This window comes from uncultured Croceicoccus sp., assembly GCF_947496385.1.
In the GTDB taxonomy this organism is placed as follows: Bacteria; Pseudomonadota; Alphaproteobacteria; order Sphingomonadales; family Sphingomonadaceae; genus Croceicoccus.
In genome coordinates, this window is sequence record NZ_CANMCP010000010.1 from 42,647 (window position 1) to 61,549 (window position 18,903).

The following is an 18,903-nucleotide window of genomic DNA, read 5'->3' on the forward strand; positions in this document are numbered from 1 at the left end:
AATGGCAGGAGCGACAATCTATGACGATCGATGACACGGTGCGGAACGAGGCGGCGGCATGGGCGGTCCGCACGGTCGAGGACGACTTCGACGATTGGACCGCGTTCACCGCGTGGCTCGAACAATCGCCCGATCATGCGCGCGCCTACGACTTGACGATGGCGGCGGCGGCCGATGGCGCGCAGGCTGTCACTCCGGAGCCGCGGTCCACCGCACCGCGATCGGTGTCGCACCCGGTTCCGGCCAATGACGTCGAACCGGTTTTCGACCATGCTCCGCGCCGCTGGCTTGGCCCGGCGCTCGCGGCTTGCCTGGCTCTCGTTGCGGCGCTGTGGCTGTGGCAATCGTTCGACAGGGCCACCGTCTATCGCACCGAAGCGGGCGAGATGCGGACTATCGCGCTTGCGGATGGGAGCACGATCCGGATGGCGGGCGCGACGCGGCTCGTGCTCGAGCCGGGCGAACCGCGTCACGCCCGGCTCGAACAGGGGCAGGCCGTTTTCGACATTCGCCATGACGAGGACAATCCCTTCGAGGTCGAGATCGGCGGCGCACGTCTCGTCGATGCAGGCACGGTTTTCGAGGTGACTGTCCGGGACGCGGACGTCGACGTCGCCGTGGCCGAGGGTGCGGTCATCTACAACCCTGCGGGGCGGAACGCCCGGATCGAGGCCGGTCAAACACTCGTCTTTGCCAGGGACGGACATTCGATCCGCAGGGGCACCATGCCCGTCGCGCAGATCGGGGAATGGACCACTGGACGGCTGACGTTTCAGGACGCGCCCCTCTCCCGCGTGGCGGACGATCTGTCCCGCGCCACGGGACACGTCTATCGGGTCGGGCGCGGTGCGGACGTCCATGTCGTGTCGGGAAGCGTCACGATCGACCCGCTTCGCAGCGATCCTGCTTCGGCGGGCCCGCTTCTCGGCCTGAACGTGCGGCGAGAGGGCGATATCTGGTTCCTCGACCGGAGCTAGGTCATGCGGCATGCGCCTGCCCTCATCGCGATTGTCGCCGCCAGTGTTGCCGTTCCGGCACAGGCACGCGAACGCGTCGTCGACGTACCGCCGGGCACCGCCGCGCAATCCGCCATCACCCTCGCGCGGCAGACCGATGCAAGCATCATCGTCACGGGATCCCGCCTTGCCAACCGGCGCATCCCGCGCATCCGCGGCAGGATGAGCATGGAGGCCGCGGTCCTCCGCCTTGCCGAGGCGGCGGATGCGCGCGCGATCCGCATCGGTTCGGCAAGCTGGCGTCTGGAGCCGCGCCCCGCCCGCCGCGCCGCGCCGCGCACCGCTGCGCGCCCGCCGCAGCCCCGCCCGGCGCCCTCCCGCGTGCAGGCCGCCCCGACCCCGTCCCCCCCGATCATCGTGACGGCGACGAAGCGCGACCTGAAGCTTCTCAATACGCCCGTTCAGGTTTCGCTTCTCGATGGCGAGGAGCTGACGATGGGCGGCACGGGCGGCACGGAGGAAATTACGCAGCGTGTCGCGGCGGTCTCCTCGACATCTCTCGGCAGCGGCCGCAACAAGCTCTTCATTCGGGGAATCGCGGATTCCAGCTTCACCGGTCCGACACAGGCCACCGTCGGCCAGTATTTCGGCGATATCCGGCTCAGCTATAATGCGCCCGATCCCGATCTGCGCCTGTCCGATCTCGATCGCGTCGAGGTGCTCGAAGGGCCGCAGGGCACGCGCAGGGGTTCGATTCCCGTCTGTGGAGCATCGAGCACGTGTCGGGCGGTCCATCCCCCTGCGCCATACTCGCGCTGCTCAGCCCGGACGGCGAGGAAGGTTTTCCGGGCGAGGTGCGGGCCAGGGCGACCTTCACCCTCGATCCCGAAGGGCGTCTGGGCATCACCTACGAAGCGGCGAGCGACCGGACCACCACCATGAACCTCACGCATCACAGCTACTGGAACCTGGCCGGCGAAGGGGCGGCGCGCGACGCGCGGGAGCAGGAACTGACCATCCATGCGGATCGCTTTCTCCCCATCCGGGCCGGCGGCATTCCGACGGGGGAATTTCGCGCGGTCCGGGAAACACCCTTCGATTTTCGCACGCCGCTCGCGCCGGTTTCGCGTGCGGATGCCGACGATCCGCAGTTGAAGGTTGCCGGCGGCTATGATCATTGCTGGGTCCTGGGCGACGGCAATGCGCAGGAACCGCGGAAGGTGGCGACGCTGCGCGATGCGCATTCGGGCCGCGCCGTCGATCTGTGGTCGGATCAGCCGGGCCTGCAATTCTACGGCGGCAATTTTCTTTCCGGCTACGTGCCGGGCAAGTACGGGCGTGTCTATCGCGCCTACGATGGCATCGCTCTCGAACCGCAGCTTTTTCCCGATACGCCGAACCGCCCCGCTTTCGGTTCGGGCCTTCTCGAACCGGGCGAAACCTATCGCAATCGCATGATCTGGCGGTTTTACTGCGATTGAGCGTCACGCAGATTGTCCCATGCCTCGATGAGGGCGCGCGCCCTTTCGCCGATGTCCTCCGCACTCCGACCGGGTTTGTAAAGCGAGGAGCCGATCCCGAATCCTGCGGCGCCGACCGCGTGCCAGCGGCCCATCGTATCCCCGTCGATCCCGCCGACGGGAAGGAGCCGCGTCCCTTCGGGGAGCACCGTTCGCAACGCCTTGAGCGCCTGCGGGCTGGATGCTTCGGCAGGGAATAGTTTCAATCCGCTCGCCCCGGCGCGCAACGCAGCGAATGCCTCGCTCGGCGTTGCAAATCCGGGAAGCGATACGAGCCCTGCGGCCACCGTCGCCGCGATCATTTCCGCGTCGGTGTGGGGCGAAACGACGATCTGCCCCCCGGCATCGCGCACCTGCTCGACCTCCCGCGCCGTGATCACGGTTCCCGCGCCCACCACGGCGCGCCCTTCAAACCGGGAGGCGAGCCGCGCGATGCTTTCGAACGGGCGGGGGGAATTGAGCGGCACTTCGATCACGCGAAATCCGGCGGCTATCAATGCTTCGCCGATGTCCTCCACCTCCTCGGGCGCGACACCCCGCAGGATCGCGATCAGCGGGCAGGCACGAAACGCATTGTCGAAATCAGACACGAAATTCATCACAGGAGACTTTCTATTCGATCGATACCGCACACGAACGCCGCCCTGCTGTCGACCTCGGCGGCGTCGCGGCCGGCCTGGCGGATGGCCGCGGCATAAAGCGCGCCCAGATGGGGATCGGCAAGAATATGGACGAGGGCGCCTTCATATTCGGCGAAGCGGGCGGAAATTTCCGCACCGATCAGGAGCCCGCTCACATAGGATGGCGCATCGTCCGCAGGCAGCAGGCCGAGCAGCCCCCGGGCGCGCACGCCGAACAGCGCCGCGGAAAGATCCCGCTCAAGCCCCGCATCGACACCCGCGATAAAGGCGTCGCCGGTGGTGACCTGGCCGGACATCTGCGGGGCAAGAATGCTTTCCCGGCCGAGCATCGCGAACAGTTCGCCGGTCATCGCGGTGGTGAAGCGCGCGATCCGTCCCGCCCTCAGCTCCGCCCATTTGCAATGCGTGCCCGGCTGAATCAGCAAGGCATCGGGCGGAACCAGCCCCGCCTCCGCCGCGCCGAGAAGCTGCACCTCCTCCCCCCGCATCACGTCGGGGCCGGTGGCGTCGATGCGCGACACGCCCGGCACGATATACACCCTGTCGTCAAGGCGCGGGCATTGCGCCGCGAGATCGCCCAGCCCGGCGGGCGCGGCCACATAAGGCGCCTCGTGCCAGCCGATCGAGGAACCGACCATGCCCGCCATCACGATCGGACGGTTGCCGAACCGGCCCCGGATCGCATTGATTTCGGCCCTGAAATCCGGTTTCGAGGCGACCCCGCGATCGTCGCGTTCGGTTTCGATCACGGCGCCATCCGCGATGAGATAGACACGGCGGTTGGTCGTGCCCCAGTCGACGGCGATAAAACCGTCCATGCTCACCACATCGACGCGTAGAGGGCGATGACGATCCCGACCACCGCAAGCGCCGCCACGTTGAACGAACGCGCTGTGGCGTAACGCACATCGCCGGTCTCGATCCGGTCGCTCCCGGCCGCACCCGGTTTCCAGAGCGACACCAGTATCGCAAGGCCGAGCGAGAGGAAGAACACCCACATCATGCGGTTGAGGAACGGCACGGCGTTAAGCGCGGCGATCCCGCCCCATTCGCTCGGGAACCAGAATGCCACGCTGCCCAAAATCGACGCCGCGGCGGCGGTGATCGCGCCCGCCTCGCTTGCCTTTTTCCAGAACAGCCCGAGCAGGAAGATCACCGTGATGCCCGGCGTGATGAAGCCCGAAAACTCCTGAATGAACTGAAACGCCTGATCGAGACTGCCGAGCAGCGGCCGCGCGGCGAACAGAGCGAGAAGCATGGCGACGCTCGCACTGATCCGCCCCACGAACACGAGATGGCGTTCATGCGTCGCGCGATGCGTTTCATCCTCGGCCTCGCTCTTGTAGCCGCGGCGCTTGGCATAAAGGTCGAGCGTGAAGATCGTCGCGATCGAATTGACCTTGGACGCGGTCGAGGCCACGACCGCTGCCATGAGCGCGGCAAACACCAGCCCCAGAAGCCCCGTCGGCAGGTATCGCATCATCGTAGGATAAGCCTGATCGGCGGGGTCCAGTCCGGGCGCGAGGAGCACCGCGGCAAGGCCCGGAACCACCACCACCAGCGGCATCAGCAGTTTCAGGATGGCGGCAAAGACGACGCCCTTCTGCGCCTCTTCGAGGTTCTTCGCCGCGAGTGCGCGTTGAATGATATACTGATTGAAGCCCCAGTAGCTGAGATTGGCGATCCACAGCCCGCCAATGAGCACCGCGATGCCGGGCAGTTCCTGATAACCCGGATCGCCGGGTTCGAGAATCATGTTGAACTTGTCCGGTGCCTGCTCGACAAGCGTGCCGAGCCCGGCCCAGACCCCCTGCCCGCCGCCAACCTCGTTCAGCGTGAGCCCCGAAATGATCAGCCCGCCCATGACGAGCAGCGTGACCTGCACGATATCGGTGATCGCCACGGCCTTCAGCCCGCCATAAAGCTGATACAGCAAGGCAAAGGCACCGAGCCCGAACAGGGCCACCGTCTGATCGACGCCCGCGACCTGGTTGACCACGATCGAGCCGAGCCAGAGGATCGAGGTGAGATTGACGAAGACATAAAGCGCGAGCCAGAAAATCGCCATGATTGTGCGGATGTTCGGGCCGTACCGCTGCTCGAGGAACTGCGGCATCGTGTAGATGTCGTTCCTGAGGAAGATCGGCAGGAAGAACTTCCCGACGATGAGCAGGGTCAGTGCCGCCATCCATTCATAGGATGCGATCGCAAGACCCAGCCGGTAACCCGAACCCGACATGCCGACGATCTGTTCGGCCGAGATATTCGCCGCGATCAGCGACGCGCCGATCGCCCACCACGGGAGCGATTTCGACGCCAAAAAATAATCGGAGGAATTCTTTTCGTGGCCGGCCTTGTCGCGGCTCACCCACTGCGCGAGCCCGAATATGAACAGCGCGTAGATCGCCACCACGACGATATCGAAAGTTGCCAACCCCATACGATCATTCCCCCATGCCTGACCGTCGCGGCAGCCAGTCTCCGATTGCCAGTCTAATTATATTATTTATAAGGTTTGTCTAGCCGAATAGTTTGTTAATCTGGCCTGCGTCTCTACAATGCAGGCATATCCGAGGGGAGCAAGAAGCCTTGGTCAAGAATACCGAAGGGGACGGGAGCGTGCGGTCGCGTCTCGGTCGCAATCTCACGCATGGCATGCTCGAAATGCTCGGGCGGGCGATCATCGTCGGCGATTATGACGATGTGCCCTTCCCCACCGAAGCCGAGCTGACGAAGCAGCACGGCGTCAGCCGTTCGGTGACCCGCGAGGCGGTCAAGATGCTCACGACCAAGCGGTTGTTGAGTGCGCGGCCGCGGCAGGGAACGATCATCGAACCGGCGGAGAACTGGAACCTGTTTGACCCGGATGTGCTGCGATGGCTGCTGGAGCGGCGCGCCTCGGTGCAGCTTTTGCGGCACTTCAACCAGCTGCGCGTCGCGATCGAACCCGAAGCTGCGGCGCTCGCCGCGCGGTTCCACGAAAAGGCCGACCTGCAGACGATCGAGGACGGGCTCGCCCGCATGAAACGCGCCGAAGAGGGCGCCGACGATACGCTTTCGGCCGACATCGCGTTCCATGTCGCCATTCTGGAAGCTTCGAAGAACCCGTTCTATCGCCAGTTTCGCGACGTGGTATCGACCGCGCTGCGCACTTCGATCCGCTTTACGAACAAGATCAAGGGGCACTCCGCCAGTATTGCCGACCACGATGCCGTGCTCGCCGCGATCCGCGCGCGCGACGATCAGGAAGCCTATCGCGCGATGCGGCACCTCATCGGCGAGGTGCTCGACCTCATCGAAGAGCGGGGAGGCGAAGAGGTCGCCTGAAGCGCGTCATCGCTTGCTCTTGTCGTCGGAATGGCAGGTGTGCGGTTTCTGCCCTGTCGTTCGCCCAGTGACCTGTCGCTTGCTTTCACGACTTTCCGAGTTCGGTCATGGCAGCTTTTAAGAATCGAAGACCGTCCGTCGTCATGACCTCCTGCAAAGGAGCTGTCAGTCGGATGCAAACCGCTCTCCATTGTGCAAAGTGCACCCTTCCTGGGACATTCTTCTATCCATCAGATTTTGCCACTCAGTGAGGAGAGCTGTGCGGCGGGTCTTGTAAATGTCTCGGTCGACGAGGTGTCGCTCGGAATCGAAGGGGTTGTGAAAGGTTGCGTGAACCGATGCGAACTTCTGTAGCGACCTTATTTGCCTGACGCACAGCATCGCTCGTTCCCCTCGTCGGAATGGCAGGTGTGTGTTTTCGGCCCGGTTGTTCACGTAGCGGCCTGTCTCCTGCTTATCCTCGCAGCCAAGGTTGCACATCGCAGCTTTGTAGGGCCGCAGACCGTCCATCGTCATGACCTCTGGAGAGCCGTGGCGTTTCAGCGCATTTCTCATGAAGCGCAGGGCAACGGCTTTGTCCCCTTTCGTTGTGACATGGTTTTCAAGGACGTCCCTACTGATCGACGGCACGCCAAAGATACATCATCTCGGCGTTTATGTGGACGTACATCTCATCGAGGTGCCACTTCCAATGCCGAAATCCGCGCATTCTGCCGACACGTTGCCGCCATATGTCCGCTGCGAACATCGGACCAAAATGGTTCCACCAGAGCCGCACCGTCTCATGACAAATGTCGATCCCACGTTCCGACCGAATCTTCCACGTTCCGCAGCGAAAGCGGGAAACGAACTTACATCATCTCGACCAGGCGGACCACCTCCGGCGACGACTGGCAATACCGGAAGGGATTGGGTAGACTGCGAGGGCGGGTCATGAAACGCTTCTAGCCCATGCCACTGAGTTCTCTAGCGGTACAATCCTTCTGACGGTGCGCTACCGCGGCTTCGCGCAGGCCCCGACCATCTCGTCAGCCAGAACGTCCGGCTGCAAATGCTTGAATACCATAAGCAGACAGTCGGAAAACGGCCCGGATCCGGGCCCCGGCGGCGGTTGCGGCTTGCGCGGCGCGGATGAACCGGCCATCCGGCAGGCATGAGCTTCAACTTCTCCCGCCGCACCGTACTGAGCGCCGCGCTCGCAGTCCCCGCGTTCACCCATGCCCCGATTCTGCGCGCCGCGCAGTCCGATCTGTCGCAGCTGTCGGACATGACCGGCGCGGCCAAGCCTATTACCTCAGCTGAACGACTGGAGCGGATCGTACGTGCGCAGGCGTTGATGGAAGCGAACGACATTGCCGCAGTGGTGATCGAACCGGGCGCTTCGCTGACCTATTTCACCGGCCTCGAGTGGGGCCGCAGCGAGCGCGTCACTTGCGCGGTTCTCCCTCGCGAGGGTGATCCGCTGATCGTGACGCCTTTCTTCGAAGAGCCCTCCGTACGCGAGACGCTGGATATTCCCGCCGAGCTGCGCGTCTGGCAGGAAGACGAAAGCCCGTTGGCGCTGATCGCCGGTTGGCTGCGCGAGCGCGGCCTTGCAAGCGGGCGACTGGGTATAGAGGAAACCGCGCGCTTCTTCGTGGCCGACGGTCTGACAGCCCGCCTGCCTGAGATGCGCGTAGTCTCAGCCGACCCGGTGGTGCGCGCGTTGCGTATGCACAAGAGCGCGGCGGAAATCGCTCTGATGCAGCTCGCCACCGACGTGACGATGGCGGCCTATCGCTGGACCTGGCCGCGCGTCGAGGCGGGAATGACCGGCGCGCAGATTTCTGCCCTGATGAACGGTGCAACGCGCGCATTGGGCGGCACCCCGCAATTTTCGCTGGCGCTGGTGGGGGAGGCGTCCGCCTATCCCCACGGGTCACGGCAGATCCATCGGATCGCCGACGGCGAGGTGCTGCTGATGGATTGCGGTTGTGCGGTCGAGGGCTACGAAAGCGATGTCTCGCGCACCTTTTCATTTGGAGCGATCCGCGCAGACGTGGCACGCGTATGGGAGACCGTCGCGCGCGGACAACGCATCGTGTTCGACGCGGCACAGATTGGCACGCCCGCAGGCTACGTGGATGATGCGGTGCGCGCCTTTTACGAAAGCATGGGCTACGGTCCCGGCTATGCTTTGCCGGGCCTCTCCCACCGCACCGGCCACGGCATCGGCATGGACGGACACGAACCGATCAATCTTGTGCGCGGGGAGGAAACGGCGCTGGCGCCTGGCATGTGCTTCTCGAACGAACCGGGCATCTATCTGCCAGGGCGGTTCGGTGTTCGGTTGGAGGATTGCATCTATATGACGCAAAGCGGACCCAAATGGTTCAGCCAGCCTGCCGCTTCGATCGAGAATCCGATTTAAGCCGGATATGTTCGATGGGCTGCCCATCGAGAGAAGGAGAATATCCGGCCATTTTCGGACGGCGCTGGCAAGAAATTGGGGCGAGCGTCGTAGGAATGTCCGCCTTCATAGCTTGCCCGCCCGCAAGCAGGCGGTTGTCAATCGGCCCCGGTTTCGTCGAGTATCTGGCTGCTTTAAAGGATCGTTTTCTCTTTCTGCAGGGTTTCGTGCCGATGGCCGACATTGGGCAAAACGGACTTTCTGCTATCGCGCAGAGCTTGAGATTAGATTTACACTTCCGAGCGAAACTTGTGACGTAAAGTTGTTTTCGGCACCCTGATATCGTCGGCAAGCCCGTCGATGATGCGTATTTCCAACCAGCGGCTCTTGTATTTCAAACTGTCGACAAATTTCTCGTCCACTCTCATCTTCTTCACGCTCTTTACCATTGATGGAAGCGTAACCGCTGACTTCGTTCAGCAAGCATGACCAGCGGTCTACCCTCACCGTCGCACTCCTTATCAAGCTAGCAAGTCGATACCGCCCAGAGTGCGCCCGATCGGTCGCGGAACAGCCCGTTTTTGTAGACTGGCCGCCGTCCAGCGCGCCTTCAGGCACGTTGCATCGAGCGTGAGCCAGTCAGGCATGCCGCCCTTCCTTGCGAGGCTGCCGATGATGATGTCGAACACTCCCATCCGGCTCCAGCGAATGAAACGGTCGTAGATCGCCGAGCGCGGTCCATTAGCAGCCGGTTGCATCCTGCCATCCCAGGCCGCGCCTGATGAAGAGAATGATGCCGCCGACGATCCGACGGTCGTCGACCCGCGCCGTGACTCATGCGACAGCGGAAGATACGGTTCGATCCGGCGCAGCTACACCTCCGAGAACCGGATCAGATCGCGCAGGGGCAGTGCCTCTTCACGCTACGATCCCCTACCGAGCGCTCCGCGATATGCCCGAGGTACCATCCCTCCAACAGTGCCTAAGGCGAAGTTGGCGGACAAATGTTCGGCAAACCGTGAGCAACCGCAAGAAGTGGCTCGGGGTAGCACGGCGCTGTGGCGCTCGGCCGTTTGCTGAACATATCGTACCAGTTGCGTAGAACGGAGCAGCCTTCAGGCAGAGGAACGCCATAAAGTTTTTTGGCAAACTGCAGCGTGGCCATGGTGATGCAATCGGCGATGGTGACCCCGTCACCAGCGAGGAACGTGCCGGCGGTTTCGCGTGCCAGCGTGTCGAGGAGCCTGAGCCGCCCGTAATAGGCATCCGCCGCAATGGTCGCGGCTTCACGGCTCTGTTCCTCGCGTCCTGCGAATGCCGGACTGCCCTTGTGGCACCATGTCCCGAAGTGCAGCGCTGCCTCGTCGATGACCGCGACCAGTTCGCGCGTTCGCGCCCGCAGTTCCGGCGTCGCGCCCAGCATGCCGGGCGAGGGAAAGCGCTCCTCGAAATATTCGAGGATCGCGATCGAGGAGCGGATCAGCGTGCCGTCTTCGGTCCGCAAGATCGGCACGGTCGCGAGCGGGCTCAGTTGCGCCAGCTCGGGTGGCGGCCATCCTGCCAACAGGTCGAACGCGATCCGGTCTATATCCGTGATCCCCTTTTCGGCGAGATAGATGCCGACGCGGCGAGGATAGAGGCCCCATTCCAGTTCATAGAGCGTCATGCTCATGCGGCAGCACCGGCCATGGATGCCTCGAATACCAGCGACTGGTGGAGCGAGATGCCGGCGGTCACGCCGTCAGCCGAAGCCCAGGTCGCATTATGAGGCGCACGTGCGATGTCGCCGGCGGCGTACACGCCGGCAACGCTGGTGAGCCTGTCGGCATCCGTCCGGACAATCGGGCCGAATGGTCCGTTGTCGAGCGCGCAGCCGAGCCGTTCGGCTATCGGACTGTTGAGCCTCGAGCCCGGAGCCAGAAACAGCGCGTCGATCGCTACCTCCCGGCCATCACCGAGCAGCAGCGAAGTCAGGGTGCGGTTCCTGCCCCGAAGCTCCCTTAACGGCGCGGCTTCGATCGCTACGCCGCGATGATCGAGAAGCCTCCTCGCATCTCCCTCGGGCAAGGGGTTGCCGTCGAGATAGAGCGTCGTCGTTCCCCAATCGGCGATAAGCGCGGCCTGATGCAGCGACATGGGTGCGGTCCACAGCACACCAAGTCGACCGTCCCGATGTTCGTAACCATGGCAATAAGGGCAGTGCAGCACGGTATCACCCCAACGTTCGGACAGGCCGGGAATGTTAGGAAGCACGTCGGAAATCCCGAACGCCAGCACCAGCTTGCGTCCGGCAACCGTCCCACCGCTTGCAAGCGTCACCTCGAACCCACCACCGACTTGGATCGCATCGCAAGCCATGTCGACGATCATTCGAACGGTTGGATAGGCTCCAAGTTGGTCGCGGGCCTTGACAATCATGTCTTGGGGCGCTGCACCGTCCTGACCGAAGAAACCGTGCGAGGCGTCCGCGAACCGATTGCGCGGCTCGCCCGTATCGACGACGCATACGGATCGGCGCGCACGGGCGATCTGTATTGCCGCCGACAGACCTGCATAGCTCCCGCCTATAACGACGGCGTCATATTTCATGGGTGATCTCCTGATCGACGGATGCGCCACGTGCGCCCATGCGGCGATGGAAATCATCGCTCAGCTGAGAGAGGGTCACGCTGGCGAACCGATCGAGCAGCACGGTTCGCGCCTTGTCGTAAGCGCTGCCCAGCGCCGCGTTGACGGACTCCTCGACCAAACATCCCGGGGCGTCGGTCCGGTTGCCCATCGCAAAGAGTTCGGGGCTGTCCAGCGATATGTAGATGTCGCGCAGCGTGATTTCCGAAAGCGGTCGCTCGATCGACCAGCCACCGCCGTGACCCTTGTCGGATCTGACGAACCCGGCCTTGCGCAGCCCCGCCATCGTTCGCCGCATCGTAGCCGGGTTGCTTCGCATGATGGTGGCCATGCTCTCTGAGGTCACCGGACCATCCATCTCGGCCATGTGGAGCAATACGTGGAGTACGCCCGATAATCTGCTGTCACGTTTCATGTTTCTTTATATGTTACGTGATATTGTACGGGTCAAGGGTTGCTCAGGAAAGCTGGATGGTGAATGAGGGGAGGCCGACGTGTGTGGAGATCGGAGCTCGGCAAGGGGAGGCGCCATCGGAACGTCGCGGTTCAGGGCAGCGCTCGCCAGAAAGCGGCCGACCGGACTAGCCAGTCGACCGTAGTCGTTTAAAATTTCAGTCCGCTCCGCCAGCAGCGGCGGATCTTCCACGACGACGCCCAAAGAGCGGACGGAGTTTCAATTTTCGTAAGTCCACGAACTACCTGAAAGCGCACCGGGGTCGGTCAGGTCGCCGCGATGAAGATCGACCCCACGGTCTTTCCAGCCAGCAGCGGTTTCGGGATCGCGCACCAGAGACCGGACGCTTTTGCCCCGAGCCAGAAAGGCGCGTGCCGTCGCCCCGCCCACATGGCCGGTAATGCCTGTTCCGAAATACATGGTTCGCTCCTTCAGTATGACGGCGGCGGGCGCGTCATGGAATGACTTCGCCTGCGCTCGCTTGGGTCAATGATGGCCGAGTCCGTTTTCGAAAAGCTCGATGAGCATGCCTTCGTTATCGTGGATGAAGGCGAAACGATCGCCGGGGCCATCAGGCACCTCCCGCGGTTCCGATGCAACCTCGACTCCACCGGCCTTCAGTTCACTGATGGTGGCGTCCAGATTGTCGACCGTGAGCGCCACATGGTTGATTCCGCCAATTTTCAGATTGGTCGGCGCTGCGGAACGCTCCGGCGCCATTGGCGATGCGCCCTCCGTCTCGAAAAGCTCCAGCCGGATGTCGCCATTGGCGATGAACAGCGCTTTGACGCCCGGAAAGCCGTATTCGTAAAGGCGATCGAAGCCGAGATGCTGCCTGTACCAGGCGGCACTTTCGTTGATGTCACGGACCACAATACCGACGTGGTCCACCTTCTTCAGCCGGTTCGACATCGAGATTCTCCTTTTTCAAAGCGACGAACGTCGGTTCGGAACGCGAGCCACGCCCGATTGGCCGCTGCGATTGAGGCGAATATGCGTGTCCAGCCTCGATTGATAACCATGCGGAATACGGATACGCTGTTCGGTATGGCGAACAATGCGGATCGATTGCGGCTGGACGATCTTTCTGTTTTCCTCGCGGTCATCGATGCTGGAGGGTTTCGTGCCGCAGCCAAGCGACTGAGAATCTCGGCGTCGTCTGTGAGCGAGAAGATCGCGCAACTTGAAGCGGAGGTCGGCGCTCCCCTCCTCAATCGCACGACACGCAGCGTCTCCCCGACCGAAACCGGAATGGCGCTGGCGAAGCGTATCGCACCCTTGCTGGAAGAGATCGGGCTGGCGTTGAGCGACGCATCGGGTGCTGGCGGAGAAGTGCGCGGTTCGTTGAAACTGAATGTCCCCGGTGCCGTCATGGTGGACATCCTGCCCGCCCTGATCGCCGAATTCATGACACTGCACCCGCAAGTCCGGGTGGAGATCACGATGGAAAGTCGGCTGGTCGATATCGTCGCGGCTGGCTGTGATGCGGGGATCCGCTATGGTGAGCATCTGGCGCAGGACATGATCGCGGTGCCCATCGGTCCTCGCTCGCAATGCCTCGCCCACGCAGCCTCACCGTCTTATCTGGCAAGTCGCGAAATTCCGCGCGAACCGGACGATATCCTCGATCACGAATGCATCCGAATGCGCTTTTCAAACGGCCCCCTTGTTCCGTGGGAGCTGGAGCGGAACGGAGAGACCATCACGATCGATCCGCCCGCGCGCCTGATTGTCGATGTTGAGGCCGTGAACTCCGCCATCACCCTTGCGCGATCCGGGCGCGGCATAATCGCCACCTTCGGCAACTGGCTCGCCCCCTATTTCGAGAGCGGCGAACTCGTGCCGGTTCTGCCGGATTGGTGGGAGTGGTTCGACGGACCGCGTCTCTATTTCTACCGCCGTTTCCTTCCTGTGCCGCTCAGAGCCTTTGTCGATTTTGTAAAAGAGCATAACGCCGATCCGCCCGCCTGAGCCGACAGCCCATCGGTTGGAGACGGCGAGCCGTTCCGCGGCGGGCCGGTCAATCCGTTGTCCTGCTCAAGCTCCGCACGCGGCGATGGCAAAAGCGGACAGTTCGCGATTGAACCGATCGGCTTCCTCATAGAATGGGCTATGACCGCTGCTGTTGAAGATCGACAGCCTGGCCCCGGGACAAAGCGCGAGTATGCGCTCGGACATCGCCAACCGCACCAATCTGTCGTGAGCGCCATGGCTGATTAACAGCGGCTTTCGATAGCGGGCGAACGCATGCTCCATATCCGGGGTCTTCGTTTCGGTGACCCCTTGATTGACCGCGCGGGCCGTCATGCCGTTGATTACGAGCATTTGCCGGAGGTCGTGCCCAACAGGCGGCCGATGGAAGCATGCCATGAGGAACTCGGCGGTTGCGGCCGTCCGTTCGGCAAGATCATGAGAACTTGTGGATTGCGCGTAACGCCCGGCGAGCGGCGTCAGAAGGTCGGCGGACAGTTTGGTCACAGCATCGACCAGATTGACACCAGAGACATTCGCATCGCCGTATTTCGCAAGATATGCACCGGTCACGAACCCGCCCAGCGACCAACCGACGAGAATCGGCCGGCGTAGCTTCGCTGCGTCCATCACCGCAGCGATGTCATCGGCCCAACGGCCCATGTCGGCATAGCTTGCCGGGTCTGCCGGCTTGTCGGAATCGCCGTGGCCGCGCAGATCGAACCGCACCTTGCGAAAGCCTGACAATATCGGGTCGTCATATTGTCGTGCCCAACTCAGCCTGCTTTGCCGCAGCCCGTGGATGAACAGGATTTCCGGCCCTCCCCCATCTCCCACGATGTCGCCTCTCAGCATCGTCCCGTCCGCGGATCTGGCCTCGAACTCCTGAAATGACCGTTGCCGCACCGGGCGAACGGAACCTGCCAATGCCGGAGCAGAGACGGTTACGATACCTGTCGCACCCAGGCCCGACAGCACGCCTCGTCGATTGAAACCCCTAAATTTTCTCACAAAATCAACCGATCCGATCTGTTGCGTAAGGGTGCCGGTCAGCGCGACCGATATGGCGCGAGGAATGGTATCAGCAGATCGAGAAGCGCTTGCGGCGTCTCTTCGGGTACAAAATGGCCGCAATCGGGAATGATGGCGCAAGTCACATCGTCGGCCACCTGCCAGAGCTGCTCTTCGACCGCGCCCGCGCAGGCCAGCGCGCCTGCGAAGCCGAGAACCGGCATCTTGAGCCTGGTCTTCATCCGCGCGTGATTGGCAGGGATGTCCTCGTCGATTGCGCGATAATAATCAAAGCTGGCGGTGAGGGTTCGCCGGTCTCGCTTGATGAGGTCGATGTAGAACGCCCGTATCTGCGCTGGAATAGGATTGGGAACGGGTATCTTGGTGAATTGATAGTCGAAAAAGATCTCCTTTCGGCCGGCGACCAACGCCTCGGTCACGCCGCGCACCCGGCAGAAATTATTGTGCCACAGGAAGTCGTTCAAATGACGCTCGTCCGGGATCAGCGGGGGCGACTTGGCGACACCCGGGATGATGGCTTCGCCGAGCGCGATCCGCTCGATCCGCTCCGGTCGATCCGCGGCCATCGCGTAGCCGACCCACATGCCGCAATCGTGGCCGACCATCGCAAACTGCTCGTGGCCCAGCGCCGTCATGAGGTCGAACAGATCCCGACCGATGGTGCCCGTGTCGTACCCGCTTTCGGGTTTGTCCGAAATTCCGAGACCGCGGGGATCCGGCACGACGAGAGTGAAGTTTTCGCCAAGCGGAAGCATCACATCGCGCCAGATGTACCAGTTCTGCGGCCATCCCCCGAGCAGGAGAAGCGGCGGCCCTTCGCCCCCGACGACCGCGTGCAGCGCGATCTCACCAGTGGGCACCGAATAGCTCTGGAATACATCGGTAAAACCGTCCGGCAACGTCGGTACGCCATGAACGGAGCCGAAAACCTCAAGGGTCGGGAAAGGCAGCGCTGTCATATGAAAGACTCTTATATTTAGTGATCGATACACATTAAGGCGTTGCACTTCCTTGTCAAGCTGTGTTTAGTGATCGCTATGGATAAACCGCCCACCCGCCGACGCTCCGGCCCCCGCACTTTCGACAGGGAACAGGCCGTGGAAACCGCGATGCGGATGTTCCGCCAACATGGCTACGAGGGCGTTTCGATTGCAGACCTGACCGACGCCATCGGCATCGCGCCGCCCAGCCTCTACGCCGCTTTTGGCAGCAAGGCGGGGCTCTATCGTGAAGCGCTCGATCATTATACGGCACTTCCGGGCGCTATGGACGGGATGGCCGACGCCGACACTTTGGAAGAGGCCGTCTCAGGTTTGCTGCTGTCGGCGATCAAGGCCGTGACCAGCGAAGAACGCGGCTGCATGATTTCCACCGGCCTCGTCGTGGGCGCCGCCGCGCATCGGGAGCTTGCTCGCGAATTGCGTGATCGCCGCGAGGATTTGCGAGGACGGATTGCGCACGGCTTGCGCCCTTGGCTGGATCCTTCCGAAGCGGAGCGCCTTTCTGCGTATCTGTTCGCGGTCCTTCAAGGCATGGCGATTCAGGCGCGCGACGGCGCCGGTGAGCACGAATTGCTCCCCATCAGGGACGCGGTCATGGCGGGGATCAGGGCCAATCAGACACGGCTATCGGCTTGAACAGATGCCGTCAGTCTCATCGCAACCTGTCCGCGATCGGCGGTTCTTCCCCTGCCCCAACCCTTATCAAGCGATGGCTCGATCACCGATGAAGAAAGCTTCGTGGGCCAAAAGCCGTTGTGAGGCGTTGTCTTCCCATGAACCTACATCACACACGCTCCGGTAGCGGCAAACCCCTGCTTCTTGTCCATGGTCTCGGCGGAAGCATTCGTTCCTGGGACACGATAGCGGATGCGCTCGCTCAACACCGGGAAGTCATCATCATCGACCTGCCCGGTCATGGCCAAACTCCCGCAGCGGCCGACAGCGGCACATTTGACGGACTGGCGCGCAGCCTCGACCAATGGCTGGAGGCAGAGAACCTCGCAGGGGTCGACATGGTCGGAAGCTCGCTGGGCGCCCGGCTCGTGTTGGAGATGGTTCGGCGCGGCCGCGCCGGCGCGACGGTCGCGCTCGATCCGGGCGGATTCTGGCAAGGGTGGGAACGCACGTTCTTCAAGACCACCATTTCGGCTTCGATCGCACTCGTGCGGGCGCTGAAACCGACCCTCCCCGCACTCACGGGAAATGCTGCCGGACGAACGGCGCTCATGCTCCAGCTTTCCGCAAAACCGTGGGCACTCGACCCTGCTATGATCTTGCAGGAATTGCGCTCATTTGCGCATACCGACACGTTCATCCCATTGGTGAACGATCTCGCCAAAGGCCCGATGCAGAGGGGTGTCGCGAACACCGCTTCTCCTCTCGTCATCGGCTGGGGACGGAAGGATCGACTGTGTCTCCCAAGGCAAGCGAAGCGGGCAATGGCTGCCTTTCCCGATGCGACGATGCACTGGTTTGAAGAAAGCGGGCATTTTCCGATGTGGGATCGACCGTCCGAAACCGTCCGCGTTATTCTCGACGCGACGGATTAGCTGGGAGCCGCCTTCCCCCGGCAAAAGCGAACGCGGAAGCTTCCATCAAGGCTTCCCAACTACGCCAAATTCCGCGCCGGTCATGACAGGCGGATTTCGGCCTCGATCCAACGAAAGCTGTCGTTACGGCATCTGTGGTCATGAAGTGTTCCAGAAACGGCCTTAGCGCAGTCGGATCCGCTCGCGATTTGATTGACAGTAACATTGCCTTTAAGCTTTTCAGCTAGACGGCAATCCTGGCAGGATTTGGGGGGCATTCATGCAAATTCTGGTGGACCTCCACCTCGTCGTGTTCGGCCTACTCAGCGCGCTTGCCGCCATCTGTATCGCTATTCACTTCGCCTTGAAAGCTGGGTCGGCGTTGGCCTGGCTTGCTGCGACACTTGCCTGCGTCGGCATGGAAACGCTCGTCTTGCGCTATGGAGCGCAGTCCGACCTTGGGATCGCAGCCATGAGCTTGCTGGTTCCCCTGGCCTATCTTTGTGCAGGCAATGCCATCCGGCAAAGCCTCAAGCTCGAAATCGCGAATGGCAGGCAGCTCAGGATATTTGCCGGCCTCATAGGTCTGTCACTGCTGATGATCCCAGCGGGCGCGCCCATTTTCTATCAATGCATCCCTTTCCAGCTTGCCGGAGTTTACATTTTTTACGAGGCAATCCGGATCCAGATGCGCCAGCGCGACCGAAGTCTGATCGATAACGCCTTGTTGCTTCTGTGTATCTGTTCGATGATCGGTGTTGCGATCCGCGCTCCAATGTTTCCTCTTCTGCTCGGCGAACCGACCCCGATACAGGTGATGAACGTCGGCATCTTCGAAAGCATTTTCATCGATGCGCTCAGCCTGTTGACCGCGAGTCTGGCCATCCTGCTGGTCGCGAAAATCGTCGCAAACGTCATCGCGCTACACAAGCATCAGGCAGAGCACGACGATCTGACCGGGCTCCTCAATCGCCGGATGTTCGATGAGGTCGCCAAACAGGTCGAGGGCCGGACCGGCTCGGTCATCATGTGCGACATCGACCGTTTCAAGGGCGTCAATGATGCCTATGGTCACCAGGTCGGAGACGATGTCATCCGAACCTTTGCATCGATATTCACGCGTTACGGCGAATATGCGGGACGTTTGGGAGGGGAGGAATTTGCCCTTCTTCTCGTCGATACGCCACAGGAGGAAGCCGCTCTCATCGCCGAAGCAATCCGAGTGAAGTTCCATCAATTCCGTCACCCTGCGATTGGCGAACAAGCAGCGTTCAGCGCGAGTTTCGGCGTCGCGAGTTTCGGGGCCGGGAAAAATGTGACGACTGCCTTCCAACAGGCAGACCAGGCACTTTATTGCGCCAAGAAGAAAGGGCGCAACCAGGTGTGTAGAGACGAAACAAACCCATCAGCCCGAGCGGCTCTGGAAAAGGCCGCCTGAGAGCGATTCGACGGATT

General features: G+C 62.1%; 21 protein-coding genes and 1 pseudogene. 9 read left to right on the top strand and 13 right to left on the bottom strand.

Going from position 1 to position 18,903, the window contains the following annotated elements:
• The first annotated feature begins 20 nt into the window (after positions 1-20).
• From Q0897_RS13590 to Q0897_RS13600, 3 genes and pseudogenes are all read left to right on the top strand, one after another.
• On the top strand, positions 21-977 hold the full coding sequence (locus tag Q0897_RS13590) for a FecR domain-containing protein (RefSeq protein WP_299309963.1): 957 nt from the start codon (positions 21-23) through the stop codon (positions 975-977).
• A gap of 207 nt (positions 978-1,184) precedes the next feature.
• Positions 1,185-1,697, top strand: a pseudogene (locus Q0897_RS13595) (TonB-dependent receptor plug domain-containing protein); the annotation flags it as partial.
• A 38-nt stretch (positions 1,698-1,735) separates the two neighbouring features.
• Entirely contained in the window at positions 1,736-2,437 is a 702-nt protein-coding gene (locus Q0897_RS13600; RefSeq protein WP_299309964.1) for an aldose epimerase family protein, read from the top strand.
• Here the strand turns inward: Q0897_RS13600 and Q0897_RS13605 are convergent.
• Genes Q0897_RS13605 through Q0897_RS13615 form a run of 3 tightly spaced genes read right to left on the bottom strand, consistent with a single transcriptional unit; the run spans position 2,425 to position 5,557 of the window.
• Entirely contained in the window at positions 2,425-3,075 is a 651-nt protein-coding gene (locus Q0897_RS13605) for a 2-dehydro-3-deoxy-6-phosphogalactonate aldolase (protein WP_299309965.1), read from the bottom strand. The two genes, Q0897_RS13600 and Q0897_RS13605, sit on opposite strands and share 13 nt — an antisense overlap.
• On the bottom strand, positions 3,075-3,935 hold the full coding sequence (locus tag Q0897_RS13610) for a 2-dehydro-3-deoxygalactonokinase (RefSeq protein ID WP_299309966.1): 861 nt from the start codon (positions 3,933-3,935) through the stop codon (positions 3,075-3,077). Before Q0897_RS13610 ends, Q0897_RS13605 begins: the two co-directional genes overlap by 1 nt.
• 2 nt (positions 3,936-3,937) lie before the next feature.
• A complete protein-coding gene (locus Q0897_RS13615) occupies positions 3,938-5,557 on the bottom strand; it encodes a sodium/sugar symporter (RefSeq protein WP_299309967.1) in 1,620 nt (539 codons plus the stop codon).
• 215 nt (positions 5,558-5,772) lie between these two features.
• Here Q0897_RS13615 and Q0897_RS13620 point away from each other — a divergent pair, with 215 nt between their 5' ends.
• Positions 5,773-6,444: a FadR/GntR family transcriptional regulator gene (locus Q0897_RS13620; protein WP_299309996.1), complete on the top strand. Its 672-nt coding sequence runs from the start codon at positions 5,773-5,775 to the stop codon at positions 6,442-6,444.
• Between the two features lie 165 nt (positions 6,445-6,609).
• Here the strand turns inward: Q0897_RS13620 and Q0897_RS13625 are convergent, their stop codons facing one another.
• Positions 6,610-6,999 carry a DDE-type integrase/transposase/recombinase gene (locus Q0897_RS13625; protein WP_299309968.1) on the bottom strand — a complete coding sequence of 130 codons (390 nt, stop codon included), beginning with the start codon at positions 6,997-6,999 and terminating at the stop codon, positions 6,610-6,612.
• Positions 7,000-7,057: 58 nt separating this feature from the next.
• Positions 7,058-7,192, bottom strand: a complete 135-nt coding sequence (locus tag Q0897_RS16130; RefSeq protein WP_366519943.1) for a DDE-type integrase/transposase/recombinase — start codon at positions 7,190-7,192, stop codon at positions 7,058-7,060.
• Positions 7,193-7,597: 405 nt separating this feature from the next.
• On the opposite strand from Q0897_RS16130, the gene Q0897_RS13630 reads away from it, so the two are divergent.
• Positions 7,598-8,854 (top strand): Xaa-Pro peptidase family protein, encoded by a 1,257-nt coding sequence (locus Q0897_RS13630; RefSeq protein ID WP_299309969.1) that lies wholly within the window; start codon positions 7,598-7,600, stop codon positions 8,852-8,854.
• Between the two features lie 500 nt (positions 8,855-9,354).
• Here Q0897_RS13630 and Q0897_RS13635 read toward each other — a convergent pair whose 3' ends face one another.
• From Q0897_RS13635 to Q0897_RS13660, 6 genes are all read right to left on the bottom strand, one after another.
• The gene (locus Q0897_RS13635) at positions 9,355-9,591 is read right to left on the bottom strand and encodes a hypothetical protein (RefSeq protein ID WP_299309970.1); all 237 of its coding nucleotides are present in this window, start codon (positions 9,589-9,591) and stop codon (positions 9,355-9,357) included.
• 224 nt (positions 9,592-9,815) lie between these two features.
• Positions 9,816-10,505 carry a glutathione S-transferase family protein gene (locus Q0897_RS13640; RefSeq protein WP_299309971.1) on the bottom strand — a complete coding sequence of 230 codons (690 nt, stop codon included), beginning with the start codon at positions 10,503-10,505 and terminating at the stop codon, positions 9,816-9,818.
• On the bottom strand, positions 10,502-11,422 hold the full coding sequence (locus Q0897_RS13645) for an NAD(P)/FAD-dependent oxidoreductase (protein WP_299309972.1): 921 nt from the start codon (positions 11,420-11,422) through the stop codon (positions 10,502-10,504). Before Q0897_RS13645 ends, Q0897_RS13640 begins: the two co-directional genes overlap by 4 nt.
• Positions 11,412-11,876, bottom strand: coding sequence for an Rrf2 family transcriptional regulator (locus Q0897_RS13650; protein ID WP_299309973.1), 465 nt, complete (start codon positions 11,874-11,876; stop codon positions 11,412-11,414). The genes Q0897_RS13645 and Q0897_RS13650 overlap by 11 nt, the downstream gene beginning before the upstream one ends.
• 258 nt (positions 11,877-12,134) lie before the next feature.
• Complete coding sequence (locus tag Q0897_RS13655; RefSeq protein WP_299309974.1) at positions 12,135-12,335, bottom strand: NAD(P)H-binding protein; 201 nt, start codon at positions 12,333-12,335, stop codon at positions 12,135-12,137.
• A 66-nt stretch (positions 12,336-12,401) separates the two neighbouring features.
• Entirely contained in the window at positions 12,402-12,827 is a 426-nt protein-coding gene (locus tag Q0897_RS13660) for a VOC family protein (RefSeq protein WP_299309975.1), read from the bottom strand.
• On the opposite strand from Q0897_RS13660, the gene Q0897_RS13665 reads away from it, so the two are divergent.
• The gene (locus Q0897_RS13665) at positions 12,798-13,886 is read left to right on the top strand and encodes a LysR family transcriptional regulator (RefSeq protein WP_299309976.1); all 1,089 of its coding nucleotides are present in this window, start codon (positions 12,798-12,800) and stop codon (positions 13,884-13,886) included. The genes Q0897_RS13660 and Q0897_RS13665 overlap by 30 nt on opposite strands.
• A 66-nt stretch (positions 13,887-13,952) precedes the next feature.
• Here Q0897_RS13665 and Q0897_RS13670 read toward each other — a convergent pair whose 3' ends face one another.
• Complete coding sequence (locus Q0897_RS13670; protein WP_299309977.1) at positions 13,953-14,741, bottom strand: alpha/beta hydrolase; 789 nt, start codon at positions 14,739-14,741, stop codon at positions 13,953-13,955.
• A gap of 194 nt (positions 14,742-14,935) precedes the next feature.
• On the bottom strand, positions 14,936-15,877 hold the full coding sequence (locus tag Q0897_RS13675; RefSeq protein WP_299309978.1) for an alpha/beta hydrolase: 942 nt from the start codon (positions 15,875-15,877) through the stop codon (positions 14,936-14,938).
• A gap of 138 nt (positions 15,878-16,015) precedes the next feature.
• Between Q0897_RS13675 and Q0897_RS13680 the strand changes: the two genes are divergently transcribed.
• The 3 genes from Q0897_RS13680 (at position 16,016) to Q0897_RS13690 (ending at position 18,886) form a co-directional block, all read left to right on the top strand.
• A complete protein-coding gene (locus Q0897_RS13680) occupies positions 16,016-16,555 on the top strand; it encodes a TetR/AcrR family transcriptional regulator (protein ID WP_299309979.1) in 540 nt (179 codons plus the stop codon).
• A 119-nt stretch (positions 16,556-16,674) separates the two neighbouring features.
• Positions 16,675-17,469, top strand: coding sequence for an alpha/beta fold hydrolase (locus Q0897_RS13685; RefSeq protein WP_299309980.1), 795 nt, complete (start codon positions 16,675-16,677; stop codon positions 17,467-17,469).
• Between the two features lie 259 nt (positions 17,470-17,728).
• A complete protein-coding gene (locus Q0897_RS13690; protein ID WP_299309981.1) occupies positions 17,729-18,886 on the top strand; it encodes a GGDEF domain-containing protein in 1,158 nt (385 codons plus the stop codon).
• Positions 18,887-18,903: the final 17 nt, after the last annotated feature.

Coding starts and splice junctions, on each gene's coding strand:
- Q0897_RS13625 (WP_299309968.1), bottom strand. CDS start 6,999: ATGAGAAATGCGCTGAAACGCCACGGCTCTCCAGAGGTCATGACGATG.
- Q0897_RS13635 (WP_299309970.1), bottom strand. CDS start 9,591: ATGCAACCGGCTGCTAATGGACCGCGCTCGGCGATCTACGACCGTTTC.
- Q0897_RS13690 (WP_299309981.1), top strand. CDS start 17,729: ATGCAAATTCTGGTGGACCTCCACCTCGTCGTGTTCGGCCTACTCAGC.
- Q0897_RS13645 (WP_299309972.1), bottom strand. CDS start 11,422: ATGAAATATGACGCCGTCGTTATAGGCGGGAGCTATGCAGGTCTGTCG.
- Q0897_RS13670 (WP_299309977.1), bottom strand. CDS start 14,741: ATGCTGAGAGGCGACATCGTGGGAGATGGGGGAGGGCCGGAAATCCTG.
- Q0897_RS13630 (WP_299309969.1), top strand. CDS start 7,598: ATGAGCTTCAACTTCTCCCGCCGCACCGTACTGAGCGCCGCGCTCGCA.
- Q0897_RS13640 (WP_299309971.1), bottom strand. CDS start 10,505: ATGAGCATGACGCTCTATGAACTGGAATGGGGCCTCTATCCTCGCCGC.
- Q0897_RS13650 (WP_299309973.1), bottom strand. CDS start 11,876: ATGAAACGTGACAGCAGATTATCGGGCGTACTCCACGTATTGCTCCAC.
- Q0897_RS13615 (WP_299309967.1), bottom strand. CDS start 5,557: ATGGGGTTGGCAACTTTCGATATCGTCGTGGTGGCGATCTACGCGCTG.
- Q0897_RS16130 (WP_366519943.1), bottom strand. CDS start 7,192: ATGTTCGCAGCGGACATATGGCGGCAACGTGTCGGCAGAATGCGCGGA.
- Q0897_RS13655 (WP_299309974.1), bottom strand. CDS start 12,335: ATGTATTTCGGAACAGGCATTACCGGCCATGTGGGCGGGGCGACGGCA.
- Q0897_RS13605 (WP_299309965.1), bottom strand. CDS start 3,075: ATGAATTTCGTGTCTGATTTCGACAATGCGTTTCGTGCCTGCCCGCTG.
- Q0897_RS13620 (WP_299309996.1), top strand. CDS start 5,773: ATGCTCGAAATGCTCGGGCGGGCGATCATCGTCGGCGATTATGACGAT.
- Q0897_RS13590 (WP_299309963.1), top strand. CDS start 21: ATGACGATCGATGACACGGTGCGGAACGAGGCGGCGGCATGGGCGGTC.
- Q0897_RS13610 (WP_299309966.1), bottom strand. CDS start 3,935: ATGGACGGTTTTATCGCCGTCGACTGGGGCACGACCAACCGCCGTGTC.
- Q0897_RS13660 (WP_299309975.1), bottom strand. CDS start 12,827: ATGTCGAACCGGCTGAAGAAGGTGGACCACGTCGGTATTGTGGTCCGT.
- Q0897_RS13675 (WP_299309978.1), bottom strand. CDS start 15,877: ATGACAGCGCTGCCTTTCCCGACCCTTGAGGTTTTCGGCTCCGTTCAT.